The sequence below is a fragment of the Pseudomonas sp. NFX224 genome, from assembly GCF_048565165.1.
Lineage (GTDB): Bacteria > Pseudomonadota > Gammaproteobacteria > Pseudomonadales > Pseudomonadaceae > Aquipseudomonas.
In genome coordinates this window covers 4,395,201-4,409,518 of sequence record NZ_CP183416.1, presented here as the reverse complement: position 1 = coordinate 4,409,518, position 14,318 = coordinate 4,395,201, and the positions used below count along the sequence as shown (strand labels likewise).

The 14,318-nt window shown below is 59.9% G+C and carries 15 protein-coding genes and 1 pseudogene; 6 read left to right on the top strand and 10 right to left on the bottom strand.

Features of this window, described 5'->3' with window-relative positions; all coding sequences use genetic code 11:
* Positions 1 to 56 precede the first annotated feature (56 nt).
* Positions 57 to 278: pseudogene (locus tag ACNYC6_RS20140) on the bottom strand (methyl-accepting chemotaxis protein); the annotation flags it as partial.
* Positions 279 to 469: 191 nt separating this feature from the next.
* Here ACNYC6_RS20140 and ACNYC6_RS20135 point away from each other — a divergent pair.
* Together ACNYC6_RS20135 and ACNYC6_RS20130 are read left to right on the top strand one after the other, a co-directional pair.
* Positions 470 to 1,492, top strand: a complete 1,023-nt coding sequence (locus ACNYC6_RS20135; protein WP_419708849.1) for a transporter — start codon at positions 470 to 472, stop codon at positions 1,490 to 1,492.
* Positions 1,493 to 1,666: 174 nt separating this feature from the next.
* On the top strand, positions 1,667 to 3,280 hold the full coding sequence (locus ACNYC6_RS20130) for an inorganic phosphate transporter (RefSeq protein ID WP_419708848.1): 1,614 nt from the start codon (positions 1,667 to 1,669) through the stop codon (positions 3,278 to 3,280).
* A gap of 102 nt (positions 3,281 to 3,382) precedes the next feature.
* Here ACNYC6_RS20130 and ACNYC6_RS20125 read toward each other — a convergent pair whose 3' ends face one another.
* Positions 3,383 to 3,820, bottom strand: a complete 438-nt coding sequence (locus tag ACNYC6_RS20125; RefSeq protein ID WP_419708847.1) for a multidrug/biocide efflux PACE transporter — start codon at positions 3,818 to 3,820, stop codon at positions 3,383 to 3,385.
* An 89-nt stretch (positions 3,821 to 3,909) separates the two neighbouring features.
* On the opposite strand from ACNYC6_RS20125, the gene ACNYC6_RS20120 reads away from it, so the two are divergent.
* Positions 3,910 to 4,764, top strand: coding sequence for a LysR family transcriptional regulator (locus ACNYC6_RS20120; protein ID WP_419708846.1), 855 nt, complete (start codon positions 3,910 to 3,912; stop codon positions 4,762 to 4,764).
* Positions 4,765 to 4,873: 109 nt separating this feature from the next.
* On the opposite strand, the gene ACNYC6_RS20115 is transcribed toward ACNYC6_RS20120, so the two are convergent.
* The 3 genes from ACNYC6_RS20115 to ACNYC6_RS20105 all read right to left on the bottom strand — a co-directional run bounded on the left by ACNYC6_RS20115 (position 4,874) and on the right by ACNYC6_RS20105 (position 6,955).
* Positions 4,874 to 6,109: an RNA polymerase sigma factor gene (locus ACNYC6_RS20115; protein ID WP_419712990.1), complete on the bottom strand. Its 1,236-nt coding sequence runs from the start codon at positions 6,107 to 6,109 to the stop codon at positions 4,874 to 4,876.
* A 3-nt stretch (positions 6,110 to 6,112) separates the two neighbouring features.
* A complete protein-coding gene (locus tag ACNYC6_RS20110; protein WP_075945375.1) occupies positions 6,113 to 6,457 on the bottom strand; it encodes a YciI family protein in 345 nt (114 codons plus the stop codon).
* Between the two features lie 72 nt (positions 6,458 to 6,529).
* Complete coding sequence (locus tag ACNYC6_RS20105; RefSeq protein WP_419708845.1) at positions 6,530 to 6,955, bottom strand: YybH family protein; 426 nt, start codon at positions 6,953 to 6,955, stop codon at positions 6,530 to 6,532.
* Positions 6,956 to 7,096: 141 nt separating this feature from the next.
* Here ACNYC6_RS20105 and ACNYC6_RS20100 point away from each other — a divergent pair, with 141 nt between their 5' ends.
* Positions 7,097 to 7,582 carry a GNAT family N-acetyltransferase gene (locus ACNYC6_RS20100; protein ID WP_419708844.1) on the top strand — a complete coding sequence of 162 codons (486 nt, stop codon included), beginning with the start codon at positions 7,097 to 7,099 and terminating at the stop codon, positions 7,580 to 7,582.
* 68 nt (positions 7,583 to 7,650) lie between these two features.
* Here ACNYC6_RS20100 and ACNYC6_RS20095 read toward each other — a convergent pair whose 3' ends face one another.
* The 3 genes from ACNYC6_RS20095 to ACNYC6_RS20085 form a co-directional block, all read right to left on the bottom strand.
* Complete coding sequence (locus ACNYC6_RS20095) at positions 7,651 to 8,139, bottom strand: GNAT family N-acetyltransferase (protein ID WP_419708843.1); 489 nt, start codon at positions 8,137 to 8,139, stop codon at positions 7,651 to 7,653.
* 98 nt (positions 8,140 to 8,237) lie between these two features.
* On the bottom strand, positions 8,238 to 8,723 hold the full coding sequence (locus ACNYC6_RS20090; protein WP_419708842.1) for a GyrI-like domain-containing protein: 486 nt from the start codon (positions 8,721 to 8,723) through the stop codon (positions 8,238 to 8,240).
* Between the two features lie 67 nt (positions 8,724 to 8,790).
* A complete protein-coding gene (locus ACNYC6_RS20085; RefSeq protein ID WP_419708841.1) occupies positions 8,791 to 9,453 on the bottom strand; it encodes a LysE family translocator in 663 nt (220 codons plus the stop codon).
* A gap of 139 nt (positions 9,454 to 9,592) precedes the next feature.
* Here ACNYC6_RS20085 and alaC point away from each other — a divergent pair, with 139 nt between their 5' ends.
* A complete protein-coding gene (alaC, locus tag ACNYC6_RS20080; protein WP_419708840.1) occupies positions 9,593 to 10,810 on the top strand; it encodes an alanine transaminase in 1,218 nt (405 codons plus the stop codon).
* Positions 10,811 to 11,043: 233 nt separating this feature from the next.
* Here alaC and ACNYC6_RS20075 read toward each other — a convergent pair whose 3' ends face one another.
* On the bottom strand, positions 11,044 to 12,396 hold the full coding sequence (locus tag ACNYC6_RS20075) for a GntP family permease (RefSeq protein ID WP_419708839.1): 1,353 nt from the start codon (positions 12,394 to 12,396) through the stop codon (positions 11,044 to 11,046).
* Positions 12,397 to 12,477: 81 nt separating this feature from the next.
* Positions 12,478 to 13,011 carry a gluconokinase gene (locus tag ACNYC6_RS20070; protein ID WP_419708838.1) on the bottom strand — a complete coding sequence of 178 codons (534 nt, stop codon included), beginning with the start codon at positions 13,009 to 13,011 and terminating at the stop codon, positions 12,478 to 12,480.
* 215 nt (positions 13,012 to 13,226) lie between these two features.
* Here ACNYC6_RS20070 and ACNYC6_RS20065 point away from each other — a divergent pair, with 215 nt between their 5' ends.
* Positions 13,227 to 14,258 carry a LacI family DNA-binding transcriptional regulator gene (locus ACNYC6_RS20065; RefSeq protein ID WP_419708837.1) on the top strand — a complete coding sequence of 344 codons (1,032 nt, stop codon included), beginning with the start codon at positions 13,227 to 13,229 and terminating at the stop codon, positions 14,256 to 14,258.
* The last annotated feature ends 60 nt before the right edge of the window (positions 14,259 to 14,318 follow it).

The following is a 14,318-nucleotide window of genomic DNA, read 5'->3' as shown; positions in this document are numbered from 1 at the left end:
AAGCCATGCAGGTTGGTGCTTGCCGCTTGTCCCGCCAGCTCACCGAGAATGTTCTACACATCGCGCTGACGGTCTTCGAGTTGCGACCAGTACTTGTTCAGGTCAGCCGGTTGTTTGCCGCGCAATAGGACGCTTTTCCACTGCTGCACCTGCACCTTGAATTGCAGGTTGGCCTCATCGATCAATTGCGAAGTGTGCAGCGGCCCTTCGATCAGGTTGGCGTAGCGCTGAACACCGCTGGAGAGAAAGTGAAAACAGGCCAAAGCGATCAACAGCATCGCGGCCGAAGGCGCGCAACTTAACCCAAGCGTGATCGGCGTGCCAGAGCGGTTCTTGAGTTAAATCCGACCACTGGCACAGCCATCGATTGCGCGCTGCAACTGTCACAAAAACGTCATGCTGGCTTGCAATGATGCGGCTCACGTGAACCTGTAAAACCCGCGACAGGCGCCCCTCTTTGCGAGCTCTCATGAACCACAGCATCGATCAAAGCCATCGCGATCCGGATCTGTTCGGCCTGCTTTACGGTTTCAGCTTTCGCCCCGGTGAGCGCGGTCAGGAAATCGATTCGGCCCGGGCATTGCGCTGTTTGCAGCAACCGGAAGATGACGAGCAATTTCTCTGGCTGCACCTGAACCTCGCCCACGCCGCGTGCGAGCGCTGGATGAAAAGCCATCTGGAATTACCCGACGAGTTCTTCGAAGCCCTGCATGAAGGCTCGCGGTCGACGCGTATCGAGCATGTCGATTCGGCGTTGCTGGCGGTCGTCAACGACGTGGTGTTCAACCTCAGCAGCATGGTTTCGTCGGATGTCTCGACGCTGTGGGTGTGCGCCCGCAGTCGGCTGATCATCAGCGCGCGTCTGCAACCGCTGCACTCGGTGGACAAGTTGCGTTCCTCGGTGAAGGCCGGCGAGTGCTTCCGTTCGCCGCTGGAACTGTTGGTGCATTTGCTGCGCGATCAGGGCGAAGTGCTGACGCAGATTGTGCGTAAGACCAGCCTCAGCGTGGATCAGATCGAAGATGAACTGCTCTCTTCGCGCCTGTCGACCAACCGCGCCGAGCTGGGGACCAACCGTCGAGTGCTGGTGCGCCTGCAACGCTTGCTGGCGCTGGAGCCGGGGTCGTTGCTGCGGCTGCTCAACCGCCCGCCACCGTGGCTGCAGAAGGAAGACGTCAAGGAGCTGCGCAAATCCACCGAGGAATTTGCGCTGATCATCAACGACCTGACGGCGCTCGGTGAACGGATAAAACTGTTGCAGGAAGAAATCGCCGCCAACCTCAATGAACAGAGCAACCGCACGCTGTTCACCCTGACCGTGGTAACGGTGCTGGCGTTGCCGATCAACATCATCGCCGGTTTCTTCGGCATGAACGTCGGTGGGGTGCCGCTTTCCCAGGACCCGGAAGGGTTCTGGATTCTGGTGGCGCTGGTCGCGACCTTTACCGTGATTGCCGGGCGTTGGGCGTTTCGCAAGCGGCAGGATTACTGAGCACTGCTACCCACCTGTAGCAGCTGGCGCAGCCTGCGTTCGGCTGCTACGGGATCCGGGGGTTATTCGGATCAACGGTTTGCAAAAAACCTAAACCCTGATCCAGGGCAGTCTCTCTGTAACATTTGGCAACGATCATGACCGACACTCCTTCCCTCCTCAGGAATGTCCGGTATGGCTACCCCCTCTTTCACCGCCGCCCCGGCGCCCGCCAGTAGCGCCAAACCGCAATTCGATAAAAAACCCGGCCTGATCACCCTTGTGGTGTTCTTTGCCGTGCTGGCCACCGGTTTGTTGTTCACCGCCTACAGCCTGATGCACGACATGAACGAACTCGGCACGGTGGTGACCACCTGGACGCCGTTTCTGCTGCTGGGTGTGGCGTTGTTGATCGCCCTGGGCTTTGAGTTCGTCAACGGTTTCCACGACACCGCCAACGCCGTGGCCACGGTGATTTACACCCACTCGCTGCCGCCGAATTTCGCGGTGGTCTGGTCCGGGTTCTTCAACTTCCTCGGGGTGCTGCTGTCCAGTGGCGCGGTGGCGTTCGGTATTATCGCGCTGCTGCCGGTGGAGCTGATTCTGCAAGTCGGTTCATCCGCCGGTTTCGCGATGATTTTCGCCCTGCTGATCGCCGCGATCCTGTGGAACCTCGGCACTTGGTGGCTGGGGTTGCCGGCGTCTTCGTCGCACACCTTGATCGGTTCGATCATTGGTGTTGGCGTGGCCAACGCATTGATGCACGGCCGCGACGGCACCAGCGGCGTGGACTGGGCGCAGGCCACCAAGATTGGTTATGCGCTGCTGCTTTCGCCGCTGGTGGGTTTCGGTTGCGCCGCGCTGCTGCTGCTGGCCCTGCGTGCGTTCGTGAAGAACCGTGCGCTGTACAAAGAACCGAAAGGCAACACGCCGCCGCCGTGGTGGATTCGCGGTCTGTTGATCCTGACCTGCACCGGCGTGTCGTTTGCCCACGGTTCCAACGACGGGCAGAAAGGCATGGGCCTGATCATGTTGATTCTGGTCGGCACCCTGCCGATGGCCTACGCGCTGAACCGTACGATGCCGGCCGATCAGGCGTTGCAGTTCGCCGCCGTGGCCGAAGTCACCCAGCAAGCGCTGGTCAAAGCCGCACCGCAACCGGCCCCGGCCGATCCACGTCCGATCCTGTCCGAATACGTGCGCAGCAAGGAAGCGACGCCGCAACTGGTGCCAGCACTGGCCGCGCTGACCGGCAGCATCGGTGCCGAGGTAAAAGGTTATGGATCGCTGTCGAAAGTCCCGGCCGAAGCCGTGGGCAACGTGCGTAACGACATGTACCTGACCAGCGAAACCATTCGCCTGATGGACAAGAACAAGGTCGGCAATTTCGACGCCGACACCAGCAGCAAGCTGCAACTGTTCAAGCAGCAAATCGACAACTCCACGCGGTTCATTCCGCTGTGGGTGAAGATCGCGGTGGCGATTGCGTTGGGGCTGGGCACCATGGTCGGCTGGAAGCGCATTGTGGTGACGGTCGGCGAGAAGATCGGCAAGACTCACCTGACTTACGCACAAGGTGCTTCGGCGGAAACCGTGGCCATGCTGACCATCGGCGCCGCCGACATGTTCGGGTTGCCGGTGTCGACCACGCATGTGCTGTCATCAGGCGTGGCCGGGACCATGGTCGCCAATGGTGGCGGCTTGCAGATGAAGACTATCCGCAATCTGCTGATGGCCTGGGTGCTGACCTTGCCGGCGGCGATTTTGTTGTCGGGCAGTTTGTATTGGGTGTTTACCCAAATATTCTGATGCACCAAGCCCCACCTGTAGGAGCGAGCCTGCCAGCTCCTACAGGGTATTGGCCAAGCGAATCCCGCCCCAACCCATCCATGAACGCGGGATGTTTTTGTATTACTGCGCGCAGGTCTGACGCATCACCACTCGCTCGCGCACCACGTCATACACCCAGTGATAAATGTAGGTGTACGGCAGGAAAAACAGCAGCACCCCGATATCCAGCAGGAATGCCTGCCACAGGCTGACGTTCAACCACCACGCAATCAACGGCACGCCGAGGGCGACCAGTCCACCTTCGAACAACAGCGCGTGCACCACTCGGACCCAGGCGTTGTGCGCAATGGCGAACCGTTTGAGCACACGGTCGAAGAGGCCGTTGAAGACCACGTTCCAGGCCAGCGCCAATACGGCAATCACCACGGTGACGACGCCCATTTCCAGCATCGGCTTGTCCATGATCCAGGCCAGCAACGGCGTACAGATCAGAATGGCCAGCAATTCGAAACCGATGGCCTGGTAAATACGTTCAGTGATGGATTTGTTGGCGCTCATGGCCTGACTTCCTGAGTGACTGTGGTTGCCATGATCCGTCACCAGGCCGATACTTCATAACCAATAACCATCGATCAGAGCGATAGTTTATGGCCTCTCATGAAGTGCTGCTGGCGTTTGTCGAAGCCGCCACCCAGGGTTCGTTTTCCGCGGCGGCGCGCAAATTGGGCCGCAGCCAGTCGACCATCAGCGCGGCGGTAGCCAGCCTGGAAATTGACCTGAACCTGACGCTGTTCGACCGCAGCAGCCGCAAACCCGGCCTGACTCCGGCCGGACGCGTGGTGCTGCAACGGGCCGAAGAAATTCTGGCGGCCACCAGCCGCCTGGAAATGACCGCCAGCCAACTGTCGCAAGGTGTGGAGGCGAAGCTCACCGTGGCGCTTTCCGACACCTATCAATCCGACCGTTTCGAAGCGTCGCTCAGCGCCTTTGAGCAGCGTTACCCGGACCTGGAACTCGAATGCCTGATCGCCGAATGCGACGATCTGGTGAACCTGGTGCAAAGCGGTCGGGCGCAGATTGCCTTTGCCGAAATGCAGGACAGCTATCCACCGGACCTGGTCAACTCGACAGTGGACGAACGCACGGAAATCGCCTTGTTCGTGTCGCCGGTACATCCGTTGGCATCGCTCGATCACATCGATCAGGACGTGCTGCAACAGCACCGCGAATTGCGCCTGGCGACCATCGTCAATCCGTATGAGAGCCGCGCGAAGGGGCGCGTCTGGTCGGCACCGAGTTATTTGATGCTGCTGGAAATGGCCCAGGGTGGTTTTGGCTGGGCGCCCTTGCCGCGCTGGCTCGTGGCGCGCTTTGGTCCGGGCACGTTGCAGGAACTGCAAGTGCGCGGCTGGCCGAAAACGGTGTCGGTGGATGCGCTGTGGTCGCGGCAGAATCCGCCGGGGCCGGCGGGAAGCTGGTTGTTGGCGAAGATGTTGGAATGAGTGGTGAAGCTATTGGCCTCATCGCGGGCAAGCCCGCTCCCACAGGAAATTTGTAGGTCACAAACATTGGGTTCACCACCGACCACTGTGGGGGCCAGCAAAAATCACACTACTCCAAAGCCTTGAGCCGCCCCTCAATAAACCGCCGTTCCGGCGTTTGCTGCGTCAACTCCAACGCCCGCTGATATGCAGCCCGAGCCTGCTCCACCCGCCCCAGCTGCCGACAAAACTCCGCCCGCGCCGAATGCGCCAAGTGATAATCCAGCAGGTCACCACGCTGCAAAATCGCCTCGACCAAGATCAACCCCGCCAACGGGCCATCCCGCTTGGAGATCGCCGCCGCGCGGTTCAACTCAATCACCGGCGATGGCACTGCCCGCAGCAGCACGTCATACAGCCCGACGATCTGTTCCCAATCGGTTTGCTCCACCGACGACGCTTCAGCATGCACCGCGGCAATCGCCGCTTGCAGGCAATACGGCCCGAAGCGACGGCTGCTCAGCGCCCGCTCCACGAGCATGCAACCTTCAGCGATCATCTCGCTATTCCATAAGCGGCGGTCCTGTTCATCCAGCAAAATCAATTCACCGCTGGCGGAGGTTCGAGCCACGCGTCGCGACTCGTGCAACAGCATCATGGCCAGCAAGCCCATGACTTCCGGTTCCGGCAGCAACTCCATCAATAATCGACCGAGGCGAATCGCTTCGCGGGTCAGATCCTCGCGGGTCACTTGCGCACCGATGGACGCCGAATAACCCTCGTTGAACACCAGGTAAATCACGCGCAAAACGCTGTCGAGGCGCTCGGGTAATTCCGCCAGCGACGGCACTTGATAAGGGATGTTTGCGTCGCGGATTTTCGCCTTGGCACGCACGATGCGCTGGGCGATGGTGGCGGGTGCCGAGAGGAAGGCCCGGGCGATTTCTTCCGTGGTCAGGTCGCAGACTTCACGCAACGTCAACGGCACTTGAGCGTCCGCCGCCAACGCCGGGTGACAACAGGTGAAGATCAGGCGCAAGCGATCGTCTTCCACGTCTTCGTCACTCCAGTCGGCTTGCTCCAGCGCCTCCAGTTGCGCGATCAACAACGGTCGCGAAGCGGCGAAACGGGCGCGTCGGCGCAACACGTCGATGGCTTTGAACCGCCCGGTCGATACCAGCCAGGTGCGCGGGTTCTCGGGCACGCCGTCCTGCTGCCAGCGCTCGACCGCGACGAAAAACGCCTCGTGCAAGGCTTCTTCGGCGAGGTCAAAATCGCCGAGCAAGCGGATCAAGGTCGCGAGGATTCGCCGCGAATCCTCGCGATAGACCTGCTCGACCTGCGCCTTGACCTCTGCGTGCACCATCACTCAAGGATTCAACTGGCGCACGGGGCGCACTTCAACACTGCCGACCCGCGCCGCCGGAATGTTCCCGGCCACCTGAATGGCTTCGTTGAGGTCCTTGGCATCAATCAGGTAAAACCCGGCCAACTGCTCCTTGGTCTCGGCGAACGGACCGTCGGTGATCGACATTTTGCCGTTGCGCATGCGCACGGTGGTGGCCGTCTGCACCGACTCCAGCGCCTCGGCGGCGACCATGCGGCCACTGCCCTGGATCGACTCGGCATACGCCATGCACTCGGAATCGTGCGGGCTCTCCGGCAGCGAATGCAGCAGCTGCTCATCGCTGTAGACCAGGCATAAGTACTTCATCACGCTCTCCTTCTCGAACGGATCAACTATGGCCGCGAATCGGCACTTTGGCGCTGCGTTCGCTAAAAAATCTCAGGGTTTGAGATCGAACAGCGTCGCGCCGGTCTGCATGTCGAACGGTGCCGACCAGTGTTCATGGACGATTTGCCACAACCCCGCTTCCTGCCGATAGCACTGCGAGACACGCATCCAGCAGGCCTGGGTTTCACCCTTCTCGTTGGTGCCGCCGCAATGGGCCAGCCAATGCGCGAAAGCGATTTCCTGGGACGGTTCGATAGTGATTTCGTTGAATTCGAAAATGTGCGGGCCGGGGCACATCTGCATGCATTCCTGCCAATGCGCGCGGTAGGCAGGCTTGCCTTTGAATTGCAAAGCCTTGACCGCGTCGAAGGAGACGATGTCATCGGCATACAACGCCATGACTTTCTCAATGTCCTTGGTCATGACGGCCTGGCGATAGTTTTCGATCAGGTTCTGGATCTGGGTGTGCGAGTTCATGGTGGTTCTCCGTGGTTTTTATTGGAAGACACCCTTAGTCGTCTGGCGATCCGACGAATCGACAGGTGAAATAAAAATAATCCAAACGACGAGAATCGCTAGAATCGGTGGCTCTATTCATGATGGAAAAAGGACACTCCCGTGACAGCCCGACTCGTGCCTTACGAAAGCCTGGATGCGCTGCAGCGCCAGCAGGTCGAGGCCATCGAAGTACACCCGGACCAGATCAAGTTCTCTGGCGACATTCACGGTGCACTGCACAGCTTGTTGTCCAAGCCAGGCCCCGGGGTCAAAGGATTTGCCCTGTTGGTCGAGGACATCCCCGTGGCCTTCCTGCTGCTCAAACGCCCGCCCGTATTACCGGCCTGGGCCGATGAACACAGCGCGACGCTGCATGCGCTGCAAGTCGATCAACGCTCTCAGGGCAAAGGTTATGGCAAGGCTTGCCTGCAAGCGCTGCCCGAGGCTGCGCGCTTGGCGTGGCCGGAGATCAAAGGGCTGGAGTTGTCGGTGGATGCGGATAACGAATCGGCGATTGGTCTGTATGCCAAGTATGGTTTTGTCGACAGCGGCGAGGCGTACAGGGGGCGGATTGGGTATGAGCGGCGGATGGGGTTGAGGTTCTGATCCTGACACAACGTCCAAACCCTGTAGAAGCTGCCGCATGCTGCGGCAGCTTCTACAGGGAGTATCTTTTACAGGGTGAGCACCATCTCATGCCACGCCATGCCGCCATGGTCGGATGCCGACGGCTTGATGTAGGCAAAACCGAACCCGGCGTAGAGCGGAATGTGCTGTTCTTTGCACATCAGGTTGATAGTGACTTTGCCCATCGTGCGCATGCGCTCGATGAACTCGCCCATCAAACGCTTCGCCAGGCCCTGCCCCTGATAGTCCGGATGCACCACCACCGACATGATCACCACGTGCGGCCCGTCCGGGTCGTGGCCGATCAGTTCCTTGAACGCTTCGTCTGACATTTCCACCTGAAACGCCGCACCGGAGTTGATGAAACCGGCTACGACGCTGTCCACTTCGGCAACGATGAAACCCTCGGGCCAAGTGGCGATGCGGGTGGCGATTTTGTCGCGGGTCGCGGCTTCGTCACCTTCGTAGGCAACGGTTTCGATGGCGTAGCAGCGATCCAGGTCAGCAGGCGTGACATTGCGGATGACGGTGTTCATGGCGGCTCGGAATCAGCGGGGGAAAGGCTGGGGATGATAAATCAGCCTTGGCACGACATCGAGAGACGAATCGGTTGATCCGCCTCTCGACGCCGGTGTCACGCCTTGATCGGTAGCCAGATTTCCAGCTTGCCGGTGTTGAGCTTCGGGTTGAAGTCTTCGCTGTAGCGTTCGAATTCCGGGGCGTCCACCGTTTGATGGCCGGACTTCGGCAGCCACGTGCCATGGATGTACTGGAAAGTCTGCGGCAGCGATTCCAGCGGCCCTTTGTGTTCAAACACCACGTATTGCTGGGGCTGAACTTCTACCCAGCGGTACGTGTCCGGCAAATCGTCGAGCTTGCTGATCTCGACCCCGGCGATGTAATCGAAGCCGCCCTGGCCGTCGAAATTGCAGCAGACGCCGTAGGTCACTTCGTCTTTTTGCCCCGGGACGTTGCCGATGTGGGGAATGAATTTTTCCCAGAGTTCGGGAATGCCTTTTACGGTTTGCTGGGTAAATTTTCCGCCAAGCCCTGCAATCAGCAGGAAGTGCCCGTGCTCAATGCGTGGCTCGGACACTTCGACGCGTGTTTGCTCATCCATGACTCGACTCCTGGAGCTTAAAAGTGGGTTCGGCTGGGAGTATAGAAGCCAAACCCGATTCGCCCACTTATAGGGCGTGCAACTGCTCGACGGCACCGGCGCCGACAAACTCGTTGTAACCCGATAGGATCACGTAGACCGCGAAATAGCAGAAGATCGCCGCCGATGCCATGTAGGAATAGCGCAGTAGCTTATCGCCCAGCAATTTGCCGCCGTGGCTCGCGGCGAAGCACAGGCCTGCGGACCACAACAGCCCGGCACAGAGGAAACCACCGAGGAACAGCGCCGAACTCAGCGCGCCGCCGCCACCGGAACGAGCGATCAGCGTGCCGCCCACGGCGGCGAACCAGAGAATCGCGCTGGGCGAGGACATGGCGAGAAAAATCCCACGGAAGAATTCCTTGCGATGGGAGTTGTGGCCAACCTCGGCAGTCTCGGCCAGCAATGCTTCGTGGTGGATCGCCGAATAAATCATCTTCGCCGCGAAATACACCAGCAGCGCCGAGCCGCCGATCCACAGCACCCAGCGCACGGTTTCGTATTGCAGCAAAACGGTCATACCCGCCAGCGCCAGCACGGCGTAGACCAGGTCGCCGACGCAGGTGCCCAAGCCCAGCGCAAAGCCTTGAAAATAGCCGCGCTGCATCGCCAGGGTGATCATCGCAATGTTGGCCACGCCGATATCCAGGCACAGCGAAAGGCTCAGCAAAAAGCCACTGGTAAATTCCATCGAACCCTTTCCTTCGGACAAATTTGTTTACATTGAGGCTGGACAGTCTGCCACAGCTGACCGTACATTCCGCCACAGGTCACCGCAGTGACCAGCGTCGCTCGGACGGTTCCGGGCGCTTACGTTATCCGAGGCAACAATGGCCGAACAAGGTTCGCCGCGCCGCTTTGCGCGCATAGATCGACTCCCCCCTTACGTTTTCAACATCACTGCCGAGCTGAAGATGGCCGCCCGTCGTCGTGGCGAAGACATCATCGACTTGAGCATGGGCAACCCCGACGGCGCCACGCCGCCGCACATCGTCGAAAAACTCGTACAAGTTGCTCAACGCGAAGACACCCACGGTTATTCGACGTCCAAAGGCATTCCGCGCCTGCGCCGGGCGATTTCCAACTGGTACAAGGAACGCTACGAGGTCGATATCGACCCGGAGAGCGAAGCCATTGTCACCATCGGTTCCAAGGAAGGCCTGGCGCACTTGATGCTGGCGACCCTCGACCAGGGCGACACGGTGCTGGTGCCGAACCCGAGCTACCCGATTCACATCTACGGTGCCGTGATTGCCGGCGCCCAAGTGCGGTCGGTACCGCTGGTGCCGGGTGTGGATTTCTTCGCCGAACTGGAACGGGCCATTCGCGGTTCGATCCCGAAACCGAAAATGATGATCCTCGGCTTCCCGTCCAACCCCACCGCGCAGTGCGTGGAGCTGGATTTCTTCGAGCGCGTGATCGCCCTCGCCAAGCAGTACGACGTGCTGGTGGTGCATGACCTGGCTTATGCCGACATCGTCTACGACGGCTGGAAAGCCCCGTCGATCATGCAGGTGCCCGGGGCCAAGGACATTGCGGTGGAGTTCTTCACCCTGTCCAAGAGCTACAACATGGCCGGCTGGCGCATTGGCTTCATGGTCGGCAACCCGGAACTGGTCAACGCCCTGGCGCGGATCAAGAGTTACCACGACTACGGCACCTTTACCCCGCTGCAAGTCGCGGCGATTGCAGCACTGGAAGGCGATCAGCAATGCGTGCGCGACATCGCCGAGCAGTACCGGCAACGGCGCAACGTGCTGGTCAAAGGCCTGCATGAACTGGGCTGGATGGTGGAAAACCCGAAAGCGTCGATGTACGTCTGGGCCAAGATTCCTGACGCCTATGCACACCTGGGTTCACTGGAATTCGCCAAGAAGCTGCTGGCGGAGGCCAAGGTTTGCGTCTCGCCGGGTGTCGGTTTTGGCGAGTACGGGGACGATCACGTGCGTTTCGCGCTGATAGAAAACCAGGACCGGATTCGTCAGGCCGTGCGCGGGATTCGCGGGATGTTTCGGGCGGATGGACTCGTCACCAAATCCAATGCCTGATACAAGAAACTGTAGGAATCACACTACTGTGGCGAGGGAGCTTGCTCCCGCTGGGCTGCGAAGCGGCCCAAATCGCACACCGCAGTTCTTCAGGTCGTACGCGTTTACCGGGTTTACGACTGCTTCGCAGTCGAGCGGGAGCAAGCTCCCTCGCCACAAGATATGCACTCCCACAGATTCTCACCCACAAAAAAAACCGCATCGCTGCGGTTTTTTTGTGTCTGGCGGATCGCTTAAACGAACAGCGACAACAACATAATAAAGCCCAAACCCACCACCGACAGGATGGTTTCCATCGCGGTCCAGGTCTTGAAGGTTTCAGCCACGGTCATGTTGAAGTACTGCTTCACCAGCCAGAAACCGGCGTCGTTCACGTGAGACAGGATCAACGAACCGGCACCGGTCGCCAGTACCAGCAGCTCACGGTTCACACCCGGAATCATCCCCACCACCGGCACCACGATGCCGGCGCCCGTGATGGTTGCCACGGTCGCCGAACCGGTGGCGATACGAATCACCGCCGCCACCAGCCAGGCCAGCAGGATCGGCGAGATCTGTGCGTTCACCGCCATGTGGCCGATCACGTCACCCACGCCGCTGGTCACCAGCATCTGCTTGAAGCCACCACCGGCACCGATGATCAGGATGATCGCGGCAGTCGGCGCGAGGCTCGCGTCCAGCCATTTCATCATTTGGCTGGAACCGATGCCCTGCTTGTAGCCAAAGGTGTACAGCGACAGCAGCAACGCCAGCAGCAACGCCGAAATCGGGTGACCGATCAGGTCCATGAAGGCGCGGAAGATGTTGCCATCCGGCAGCACCACGTCGGCAAAAGTCTTGAGCAGCATCAGGAATACCGGCAGCAGCACGGTCACCAAAGTGATGCCGAAGCTCGGCAGATCGGCCGAATCCGATTCGCGGGCCAGTTGATCCACCAGCTCCTGGTTCGGATGACCCGGGATGTGCTTGGCGATGAATGTACCGAAGATCGGACCCGCAATGATCGCCGTTGGCAGCGCCACGATCAGACCATAAAGAATGGTTTTGCCGATGTCGGCACCGAACACGCCGATGGCCAGCAGCGGTCCCGGGTGCGGCGGCACCAGGCCGTGGACTGCGGACAGGCCGGCCAGCAGCGGGATACCGATCTTGATGATCGACACGCCAGTGCGGCGGGCAACGATGAACACCAACGGAATCAGCAGCACGAAACCGATTTCGAAGAACAGCGGAATGCCGACCAGGAACGCGGCGAACATCATCGCCCACTGCACCTTGTCCTTGCCGAAAGCGCGGATCAACGTCTGCGCAATCTGATCCGCACCGCCCGACTCGGCCATCATTTTGCCGAGCATGGTGCCCAACGCCAGGATGATGCCGACGAAACCGAGCACGCCACCGAAGCCGTCCTGGAACGCCTTGATGATGGTGCCGATCGGCATGCCGGACGTCAGCCCGAGGAAGGCGGCGGCGATGATCAGGGCAAGAAAGGGGTGCAACTTGAATTTGGTGATCAGGACAATAAGCCCGATCACCGTGACCACTGCATCAAGCAGCAGGAACGTTTCGTGGGACATGCCAAACATTAGGGGTGTCTCCTGGTTGTTGTTGTTATTAAAGCGGGTAATTCGAAAGCCATAAGGACAGCGCTATCTCTGCAAGCAAAATTAACCGGCGCGATTCAGGCCGTGCTCAAGCCACCAGTGGTGCGCTTGAACGGCCAGTTCATCGACGCTGTGGATCGAAGCATCAAGGGCCAGGGTCAACGGCTCGCCGACGGGGGATTCGAGGGTGGCGAACTGACTGTCGATCAAGGTCGACGGCATGAAGTGGCCCGGCCGGTGCGAAACGCGGTCGGCGGCGACTTCGGGGGTCAGTTTCAGGAACACGAAACCCAGGCCCGGCAAGGCACTGCGCAAGCGTTCGCGATAAATGTGCTTGAGCGCCGAGCATGTCAGCACCGGGCGCTGGCCCGTGGCGTCGATACGGCGCAGTTCATCGCACAGGCTGTCGAGCCAGCCGGCACGGTCTTCATCGTTCAGGGGGATACCCGCGCTCATCTTTTCGATATTGGCGGCAGGGTGAAAAGAGTCGCCTTCAATGGCAGTGGCGCCGCTCAGTTGGCACAGAGCTTCGCTGACGCACGTCTTGCCGCAACCGGCAACGCCCATGATGACCAGGGCGGTGATGGGATGATTCATGTAACACCTCAGCGCGCAGACAGCGCTACCTTTGCCAGTTATGACACTAGACCAAAAGCAGAAGTTGCCGACGCCTTTCTTGTCATTTTATGGGTTGCAGCATGTTCGTTCCCAACGCCAAAAAGCGAGGATCAGGCGAACCCCCGCTCACGCATTTGCAGCTGCATCGAGACAGCGCTACCTTAGTGCCTTGAATTTTGTTTGGCAAGCCGTCGATGAATCCCACTAAGAACGATAAAAATACCCGCACCACTGGCCGCCCTACCCTGAACGAAGTTGCCCGCCTGGCCGGTGTCAGCCCGATTACCGCCTCTCGCGCCCTGCGCGGCGTCAGCACCGTGGCCACCGAACTGGTGGAAAAGGTGCAGAAAGCGGCGCTTGAGCTCAACTACGTGGTCAACCCTGCTGCCCGCGCCTTGGCCTCGGCCCAGAGCCATTCGGTGGTGGTGTTGGTGCCGTCGCTGTCCAACCTTTTGTTCATCGATACCCTGGAAGCCATTCATCAGGTTCTTCGCCCCAAGGGCTTCGAAGTGCTGATCGGCAACTTCCACTATTCGCGTGACGAAGAAGAAAACCTGCTGCGCAATTACATGGCCTATCAGCCGCGCGGCTTGCTGCTCACCGGTTTCGACCGCACCGAAAGCTCGCGGCGGATGATCGAGGCCAGCAACATTCCGTGCGTGTACATGATGGAACTGGACAGCGCCGCCGGGCTCAATTGCGTCGGGTTCTCGCAATTGGCCGCTGGCGAAACCGCCGCCGAACATTTGCTGTCCCGAGGTCGCAAACGTCTGGCCTACATCGGCGCACAACTGGATCAACGCACGTTGCTGCGTGGCGAAGGCTTCCGCCGCGCGCTGCAGAAGGCCGGACTGTATGACCCGGCTCTGGAAGTGCTGACCCCTCGCCCGTCTTCCGTCGGCCTGGGCGGTGAATTGTTCTTGCAGATGATCGCCAGCCATACCGACGTGGATGCAATCTTCTTCGGCAACGACGACCTGGCCCAGGGCGCGTTGCTGGAAGCGATGCGCCATGGGATCAAAATCCCCGAGCAGGTGGCGATCCTTGGTTTCAACGACCTGCCGGCCTCAGCCCACATGGTGCCGCGCCTGAGCAGCATCAGCACCCCACGTGAAGCCATTGGTCGCCGGGCGGCGGAGCAGATGCTGACGCTGATGGCCGGCAACACCGTGGCCAAACCGGTGCAGGACATGGGGTTTGAGTTGAAGGTGCGCGAGAGTACATAGTCCACGTCGCACAGGCTTTGTGTGGGGTTACCTTCGTTAGCACCTACAATTGCCTATACG

Coding starts and splice junctions, on each gene's coding strand:
- ACNYC6_RS20135 (WP_419708849.1), top strand. CDS start 470: ATGAACCACAGCATCGATCAAAGCCATCGCGATCCGGATCTGTTCGGC.
- ACNYC6_RS20130 (WP_419708848.1), top strand. CDS start 1,667: ATGGCTACCCCCTCTTTCACCGCCGCCCCGGCGCCCGCCAGTAGCGCC.
- ACNYC6_RS20125 (WP_419708847.1), bottom strand. CDS start 3,820: ATGAGCGCCAACAAATCCATCACTGAACGTATTTACCAGGCCATCGGT.
- ACNYC6_RS20120 (WP_419708846.1), top strand. CDS start 3,910: ATGGCCTCTCATGAAGTGCTGCTGGCGTTTGTCGAAGCCGCCACCCAG.
- ACNYC6_RS20115 (WP_419712990.1), bottom strand. CDS start 6,109: ATGGTGCACGCAGAGGTCAAGGCGCAGGTCGAGCAGGTCTATCGCGAG.
- ACNYC6_RS20110 (WP_075945375.1), bottom strand. CDS start 6,457: ATGAAGTACTTATGCCTGGTCTACAGCGATGAGCAGCTGCTGCATTCG.
- ACNYC6_RS20105 (WP_419708845.1), bottom strand. CDS start 6,955: ATGAACTCGCACACCCAGATCCAGAACCTGATCGAAAACTATCGCCAG.
- ACNYC6_RS20095 (WP_419708843.1), bottom strand. CDS start 8,139: ATGAACACCGTCATCCGCAATGTCACGCCTGCTGACCTGGATCGCTGC.
- ACNYC6_RS20090 (WP_419708842.1), bottom strand. CDS start 8,723: ATGGATGAGCAAACACGCGTCGAAGTGTCCGAGCCACGCATTGAGCAC.
- ACNYC6_RS20085 (WP_419708841.1), bottom strand. CDS start 9,453: ATGGAATTTACCAGTGGCTTTTTGCTGAGCCTTTCGCTGTGCCTGGAT.
- alaC (WP_419708840.1), top strand. CDS start 9,593: ATGGCCGAACAAGGTTCGCCGCGCCGCTTTGCGCGCATAGATCGACTC.
- ACNYC6_RS20075 (WP_419708839.1), bottom strand. CDS start 12,396: ATGTTTGGCATGTCCCACGAAACGTTCCTGCTGCTTGATGCAGTGGTC.
- ACNYC6_RS20070 (WP_419708838.1), bottom strand. CDS start 13,011: ATGAATCATCCCATCACCGCCCTGGTCATCATGGGCGTTGCCGGTTGC.
- ACNYC6_RS20065 (WP_419708837.1), top strand. CDS start 13,227: ATGAATCCCACTAAGAACGATAAAAATACCCGCACCACTGGCCGCCCT.